Annotated in this window: 6 protein-coding genes; 3 read left to right on the top strand and 3 right to left on the bottom strand. The window is 38.6% G+C overall.

Annotated features, from left to right (window positions below; all coding sequences use genetic code 11):
* Positions 1 to 2,549 (bottom strand): glycosyl hydrolase (locus Q0L68_RS14155; protein ID WP_296704400.1); only part of this gene is annotated, 2,549 nt, incomplete at its 3' end.
* A gap of 225 nt (positions 2,550 to 2,774) precedes the next feature.
* Here Q0L68_RS14155 and Q0L68_RS14160 point away from each other — a divergent pair.
* The 3 genes from Q0L68_RS14160 to Q0L68_RS14170 all read left to right on the top strand — a co-directional run bounded on the left by Q0L68_RS14160 (position 2,775) and on the right by Q0L68_RS14170 (position 4,895).
* Positions 2,775 to 3,467, top strand: coding sequence for a GNAT family N-acetyltransferase (locus Q0L68_RS14160; RefSeq protein WP_296704402.1), 693 nt, complete (start codon positions 2,775 to 2,777; stop codon positions 3,465 to 3,467).
* A gap of 128 nt (positions 3,468 to 3,595) precedes the next feature.
* Positions 3,596 to 4,507: a retropepsin-like aspartic protease gene (locus Q0L68_RS14165; protein WP_296704410.1), complete on the top strand. Its 912-nt coding sequence runs from the start codon at positions 3,596 to 3,598 to the stop codon at positions 4,505 to 4,507.
* Positions 4,508 to 4,544: 37 nt separating this feature from the next.
* Positions 4,545 to 4,895, top strand: a complete 351-nt coding sequence (locus tag Q0L68_RS14170) for a hypothetical protein (protein ID WP_296704413.1) — start codon at positions 4,545 to 4,547, stop codon at positions 4,893 to 4,895.
* 64 nt (positions 4,896 to 4,959) lie between these two features.
* On the opposite strand, the gene Q0L68_RS14175 is transcribed toward Q0L68_RS14170, so the two are convergent.
* Positions 4,960 to 5,508 carry a gluconate 2-dehydrogenase subunit 3 family protein gene (locus Q0L68_RS14175; protein WP_296704415.1) on the bottom strand — a complete coding sequence of 183 codons (549 nt, stop codon included), beginning with the start codon at positions 5,506 to 5,508 and terminating at the stop codon, positions 4,960 to 4,962.
* Between the two features lie 119 nt (positions 5,509 to 5,627).
* On the bottom strand, positions 5,628 to 6,845 hold a 1,218-nt coding region (locus Q0L68_RS14180; RefSeq protein ID WP_296704417.1), incomplete at its 5' end, for a GMC family oxidoreductase.

Consider the following 6,845-nt stretch of genomic DNA (forward strand, 5'->3'; position numbering starts at 1 on the left):
ATTTTATGATCTGTTCCGGAAATCTCTACATCTGGCTGAACAGGTATTTTCACTCCTTCGCCAACATTGGGTTTAGCCCAAATTGCATCTGCCAATTGTTTGAATTCTTGTTCATCGTCCGATAAACTCGGAGATTGAACCGGCTTTTCACCAATTATTTTTACTCCTGCATCGGCTAATTCTCCCAGCTTTTTCAAGACAGGAAGCGTCATCAAAGAAGCGCTTTCATCAAGCATCAAAACTTCATAGGTGTTTCCGCTTTGAGCCTTCAACTTTCCGTTTTCAGCTTGAATTGCCTCCTTTAGCGCTGATGAATTCACAAAATCAAACTCGTATCCTTTCGGGATTTCTGGAAGCTTTTCTCTAGCAACCCAAGTAATATTTGTGTTCTCTCCATAGTAATACAGGATATCTGCTACGTTCTCTCCTTGTTGAAGCATATAAGAACTTCTCCCCAAATAGTCAATCCATGGTTTTGCCATAGCTGCCCAAGTTTCCTGACGGGAAAAATATTGACCGAAAGGCCCCAAAGAAAATCCTGGCTTCATCTCATCTAAAGGTTGATGAACCGAAGTATGAATCACAAATCGATTCAAGCCAGACGCCAATTCCAAATCTGCTGTTCGTTTTAATCTTTCCGGATATTCCTGAAAAGGTCTACCCACAGAAGTCATTGACTCGGCGGCCACAAAAGGTTTCCCATAGATATTGGCCACTGAAGCAGACTCACGGATATCTGCTTCACTTCTAACTTCCTCATCTGTACCTCCACCTAAACTACCCGGCGTCCACATGGCAGACATAGGAATATCTGCATGCCGTTTTACATCCATTCCATCTGCGAGATAAATCCGCTTGTTTTCATGGGATTCGGTATAACGTTTCATTTCACGTTTATGAAGCTCCTCTCCAATCACATCGTAATGATTGTCGGCGATCATTTCGCCGATGGTCTTTCTAAAATCCCAAAGAAACTTCTCGCTCTCTTCCCTACTATTCACCAGCATACCTGTCAATACCGGAAGATAAGGCGTCAAGCTATACCCTCTTCTTTTCTCAAATTCTTCAGGGAATTTAGCGGTCCAATTCATATGGCCTGCCTCATAGCTATCCAAAATCATGAATTCTAATCCTTCAGGTCCCAACTTTCCTCCTGTAGCATCTTGATACAAATCCAGGTAATGATTGATGTATTTTCTTACAGCGACAGGATCTAGTTTATCCACTTCCAAACCTGTTGCCTCGGGAGAGGCTGGGTGATTTTGGCGACCTGTCAAGGAATATCCCAATCGGATAATTTTCCAATTTCCAGCAGGTGCCTCCCAGGAAATTGATCCATCTTTCTGAAGTAAGGAAGTCAAGTCAAGCACTTGGCTTTTATCCAACACTTCATCTGATGGGCTATTTATTTCACTTTGAGCAAGCTGATAATTTTCGGTCCATGGCAAAAAACCCGCCTTATCCTCTACTTGATCAATTCTCGACGTTTTATACAAAACAAATTCAGCCACATTTACTCCAGTCGGTTTAGGTTCTTCCATAGGAATACCTGCCATTGCCATAAAAAGATTGACCTCACCTGGCAAGGTTTCATAACATATTCTCCAAAATTTTGCAGCGGTTGGACTAAAAGAAACTGTATTGAATGGAACAGTACTACCTGAAACTTTGGCAATTGTCCTAAAATTCACTCCATCGTCACTGACTTTCAGACTTCGGTTTTCAGGGCCTCCATTAAATTCCGCCAGCGCTCCATTCATTGCGCCGGAAATACTCATAGCTTTAAAGGTCTGGGGTTCATCAAAGGCATATTGGATCCACATATCTTTACCAACCTCCATGGGCGGAAGAAAACCACCATGATCTATTTTCCCATCCATTAATAAGCCATGATCAAAGTCACCCCCACTTTTTGTGATTGTAGGAGAAAGCTCCTGAATTGACTTTTCATCAGAATTAACAGGGTAGGCCACCACCAAAGCATCTCTATAAAACACCGGTTCTTTTCCTATAAAACCTCCTGAAATTCCACCACCTTCCAAATGGGCATCCTGAAATACCCCCGTTTGACCAGAAGGTTGAGGTAAAGCAAGGCTCAATGTTTTTCCTCCTTCTACTAAAATTTCCGACCACACATATTTCTTCATAGCATCTTCCGGAGCCACCCAAGGACCCCCAGTGACAGACCATCCCGGAGAACCCGCAATCGCCATTTCAAGATCTTTTTCCCCAGCTAAATCAGTTGCCAATTTGAAAGCCTCTTTCCATTCTGGAGTCATAAAAACGAGTTTCTTTTCTACCACAACAGGAGTAAACAGATTGGCATCGAAATTCTGAAATCCCCCAATCCCGGTTCTTTTCATCCAATCCAAGTCTTTGCGAATCCCATTTTGGGTGATATTCCCATTCATCCAATGCCACCAAACTCTAGGTTTAGCTGCATTGGGAGGATTTTGAAAATCTTGGAAAACCGGATTACCGGAACCTTGCTGCGCAAAAGAATAAGTAGCAGCAACTAAAAGCAGTACACTCAAAAAGGATTTTTTCATTTTGGGTTTCATTAAAAGAAGATACACACAATTCTAATGTTTCATTTTGACAAATCCATCCTGTAGCATAGGGATAATGAAAAACATATTGTCGATCTAACATCCTTGGTTTGGAGCGATAAGATTTTCTTTTCGCCAATTCATAATCAATCGGTATCAATTCTTAATTTCACAAAATGACAAAAAATAGAATATTTAGAGTTTCCTAATCTTTTTGATTCAGCTATGCCTCATCTTTTAGATAATCCCATTTTCCATTCTTTGACAGGCCTGGATCAGAAATTCAATGAGGGTTCCTTCCAATTTCCTTTTTTTAATCAGGATATAGCCCCATTTATGAGTTTAGAGAAATGGGATAAAGACTCCCAAAAAAGCCTACTTTCTAATACACCAAAAGATCGATTATGGTATTTACTAATAAACCAAGAAGTTGATTTTATCCCTGAACTGGAGGTGACCTTAGCTGGTCCGGCCACCCAGCTTATATCAACTAACAGAGTACTGGAACCAGCTACTAAAATAAAAACAGAAATTACTCCTCTTACCCTCTCTAATGTTGATGAAATGATCGCTTTAACAGAATTGACCGAACCTGGACCATTTTCTAAGCGAACGATTGAGTTTGGAAATTATCATGGGGTGATAATCAACGGAAAACTTGCTGCAATGGGTGGAGAAAGAATGCACATCGGAGATTATACCGAAGTTTCTGCGATCTGTACTCATCCGGATTTTAGAGGTGCAGGATTAGGTGCCAAAATCACTCATTTTTTAACAGAATCGATCTATTCCCAAGGGAGAAAACCCTTTCTACATTCACGGGCCGATAATGCTCATGCAATTGCGATCTATAAAAGGTTGGGTTATGAACTAAGGAGTCCCATGCATTTTTACTCATTTCAGCAAAAAGATTCTTAAAGTTTAAATGATAAAAACTTTGGAGAAATTATTTTGAATGAACTAGTTAAGAATAAAATATCTAGCTATTTTGGATTTAGCCCATTTCTTAAATGGGGTCTATTTTCATTAAGGTAAAAACTGATTTAATGAAACATATTGCTTTATTTTTACTTGCCAATCTAGTTTATCACTTCAGCTTTTGTCAACAATTGATCGATAAAACCCCATTTGATCTTGTTGATAATTTAATTTTCATCCAATTAAAAATTAATAATCATCCAGATCCATTGAATTTTATGTTTGATTCCGGTGCAGGAGTAACGGTCATAGATACACAAATTGGAGATAAACTCGACTTGAAAATCTCAGGAGAAACCAAAATAGGGACAGCAGGAAAAACCCTTACATCAAAAACATCAGACAAAAATCAAATCTTGATAGGTGAGCGAGTCAAGTTAAACGAGAGTTCGCTTTACTTAATGGATTTATCACACCTCAGCACTTTCTTAAAGACGAATGTGGATGGTATAATTGGGGTCGATTTACTTAAAAATTTTATCACTGAAACAAATATAGATGCTGGAGAAATGCGGTTTTATTTCATTTCTGGTTTTAATTACCATGGGAATGCCGAGCCAATTCAATTGATCAGTCTTGAATCAGATCTTTTTGGAATACCTATTCAAATTCTTCCTAAAGGTGCAAAAGAAAGCATCAACCTAGTCGTCAAAATCGATACCGGAGCGAGTAATTACTTAACCTTTCATAATAATTCTGTTTCTGAAAACTACTTGCTCAAACCCAAAAAAAGACATAAAGTGAGTAAGGGATTTAGTCTTGATCCAACCATCACTTCGAATGTTCGAGGGAAAGTCACATTTGCTAAGATTGGTAATAAAAAATGGAAGAATATACCTTCGGTTTTTGAAATAGATCCAGTCAATGAAGTTTCTAAAAGGAAAGCAGATGGACTTATCGGTCAGGAATTGCTATTAGATTTTAATATTCTATACTATCTAAAAGATGGGATTGTATATTTAGAATCTAGGGAAAAGTAAAGAAATAAAGTGATCCGATTTTAAACTTTAGAGAGCTATGAAAAATTTATGTTTGATGCTGCTATTGGCTGCTCTGATTTCCTGCTCAAACGATCCAATAAATGCTGATTTTGTAGAAATAAAAGATAACCTCGCCCGCTTTGATATTGAAAATAATTCTGATTCAGATATAGAGAAAATATCCTTTGAGATTAATTACTTTGATCAAAATGAAAAGCTTTTGCTTACCGATACGGTCAGTTACCAAATTAGTATAAATGTGGATGGGGACGAGTCTCCATTTTTAATGGCTCATGACAAAACTTTTTTTGTTCAAGCTATACCAACCGATTGTAAGAAAGCAGATATCAGGATTTTAGAAGCTAACTTCAATAACGAAATTGAATAAAAGTACCGGCAAAAGGTCAATGATGATTTTCTAGTGTATTTTATATTCAAGAACGTCATCCTTATTATGCCCAAGCGTTTTCACCTTCATAGGGTAAGCAACCATCATATCTGCCTGGAATAGGATTATATCGTAAAGCTTTAGTAGCTCCAGGTTCTGATGTAAAATATCCCCAAATGCACAATTCCTTCATCATGGTGAAGAAATGCGGGGTATCACCATCTTGACCCTTTTTAGACTCTTCATCAAAACTTGTTAATAATTCGAGCTTTTGCTCCACAGAAAGATTCAAAAAATCTTTGCCATAGGTTATGTTTGATTCCTTACCAATTGTCCCCAGCCCTTTAATAAAAATGGCCGCTTCCTCTTGATCATAACAATCATTGACCATTGCTTTCATAAACTCACCAATATGTGCAGCTTTAGCTCCCGGAGATTGATCTGTGTCAGGAAGAATAGTTTCACCGATTTCATCAAGCAAAGAAAGATCATCTTCGGTGAGTAGGTTTGATCTTTCCTTCTGAGTAGAGCATCCAGATAAAAAAGCTTGCGAGCCAATCAGACTTCCTCCAAGTATGGATGCTGTAAGTTTTAATGCTTCTCTTCTTTCCATAACCAATATTCATTTTTAGAATTTCGATAAAGCTATTTAACACTGTCCACAAAATATGCGAACTACTGAGAGATATGAATTAGCCGGCTTTCTTCTTAGAAATAAAGAATTTTTTTTAATCATAAAGCCCCACTTTTAAACTGCTCAACAGCATAGGTGGCCGCACGGGCTGTCAGTGCCATGTATAAAATTGAAGGGCTCTGATTGCCTGTACTGGTCATACATGCCCCATCAGTAACAAATACATTTTTACACTCATGAAGCTGATTGAATTTATTCAAAAGAGAAGTCTTAGGATCACTACCCATTCTTACTCCGCCCATTTCATGAATATCCAACCCTGGCGCCTGTTTACTATCATAGGAGTATAGATCTGTACAACCCATTTTCTCCAGCATTTTTTTACTTTCCTCCAGAAAATCAGCTACCATTTTTTCATCATTGTCATCATAGCCAACATCCGTTACCAGCAAAGGAATACCCCATTCATCCGTTTTATCAGGACTTAAATAAACTCGATTTGACGCTTTAGGAATGGTCTCCCCTTGCATATACATATAAATACGCCAATTACCTGGTTTACTCAAGTTATGTTTGAAGTCTGCTCCCAATTGCGGTTCATTGTCGGGGACTTCCTCAGCTCGATTTCTATATGCACCTGTAAAAATTGTATACCCACCCACGAAGTCGGTATCCTGTTCCTTCAAGTTTCGGTAGTTGGCGATGATGCATTCTGTAGGATTTTTTCCATAGAAATATTTATCCTCAAAACCATCAATTTTACCCCCAGAACCTGCTCTATAGTTATGAAAGCTGACATATTTTCCTAATAAATCATGATCGTTCCCTAAACCATTGGGGAACCGCTCTGATTTAGAATTAAGTAAAATCAAGTTGGAATTAAGTGCAGAAGCATTGACAAAAATAACCCTCGCAGTAAAGACAATTTCCTCCTTTGTATTGGTATCTATCACTTTAACGCCAGAGGCTTTGCCGGAGCTTTCATCATAAAGAATTGAATGAACCACCGAAAATGGTCTGATAGTGAGATTACCGGTTTTTTCAGCCCAAGGTAAAGTAGAAGCATTGGAACTGAAATACCCCCCAAATGGACAGCCCCGCATACACAAATTTCTGCATTGGCATTTGGCTCTTCCCTGATCCAGATGAATCTGTTTGGGTTCACTTACCTGAGCCCATCGGCCTTGAACTAAATGTCTTCCTGGGAAATTTTCCTTAAGCGTTTTTTGCATGTACTCCTCCACACAATTGAGATCAAAAGGGGGTAAAAACTCTCCATCAGGCATTGCTTCGATTCCATCGTTATTTCCGCAAAC

The sequence above is a fragment of the Algoriphagus sp. genome, assembly GCF_024642405.1.
GTDB lineage: Bacteria > Bacteroidota > Bacteroidia > Cytophagales > Cyclobacteriaceae > Algoriphagus.

Bases quoted from the DNA above. Each gene is read 5' to 3' on its own strand.
- Q0L68_RS14160 (WP_296704402.1), top strand. From the start codon at position 2,775: ATGCCTCATCTTTTAGATAATCCCATTTTCCATTCTTTGACAGGCCTG.
- Q0L68_RS14165 (WP_296704410.1), top strand. From the start codon at position 3,596: ATGAAACATATTGCTTTATTTTTACTTGCCAATCTAGTTTATCACTTC.
- Q0L68_RS14170 (WP_296704413.1), top strand. From the start codon at position 4,545: ATGAAAAATTTATGTTTGATGCTGCTATTGGCTGCTCTGATTTCCTGC.
- Q0L68_RS14175 (WP_296704415.1), bottom strand. From the start codon at position 5,508: ATGGAAAGAAGAGAAGCATTAAAACTTACAGCATCCATACTTGGAGGA.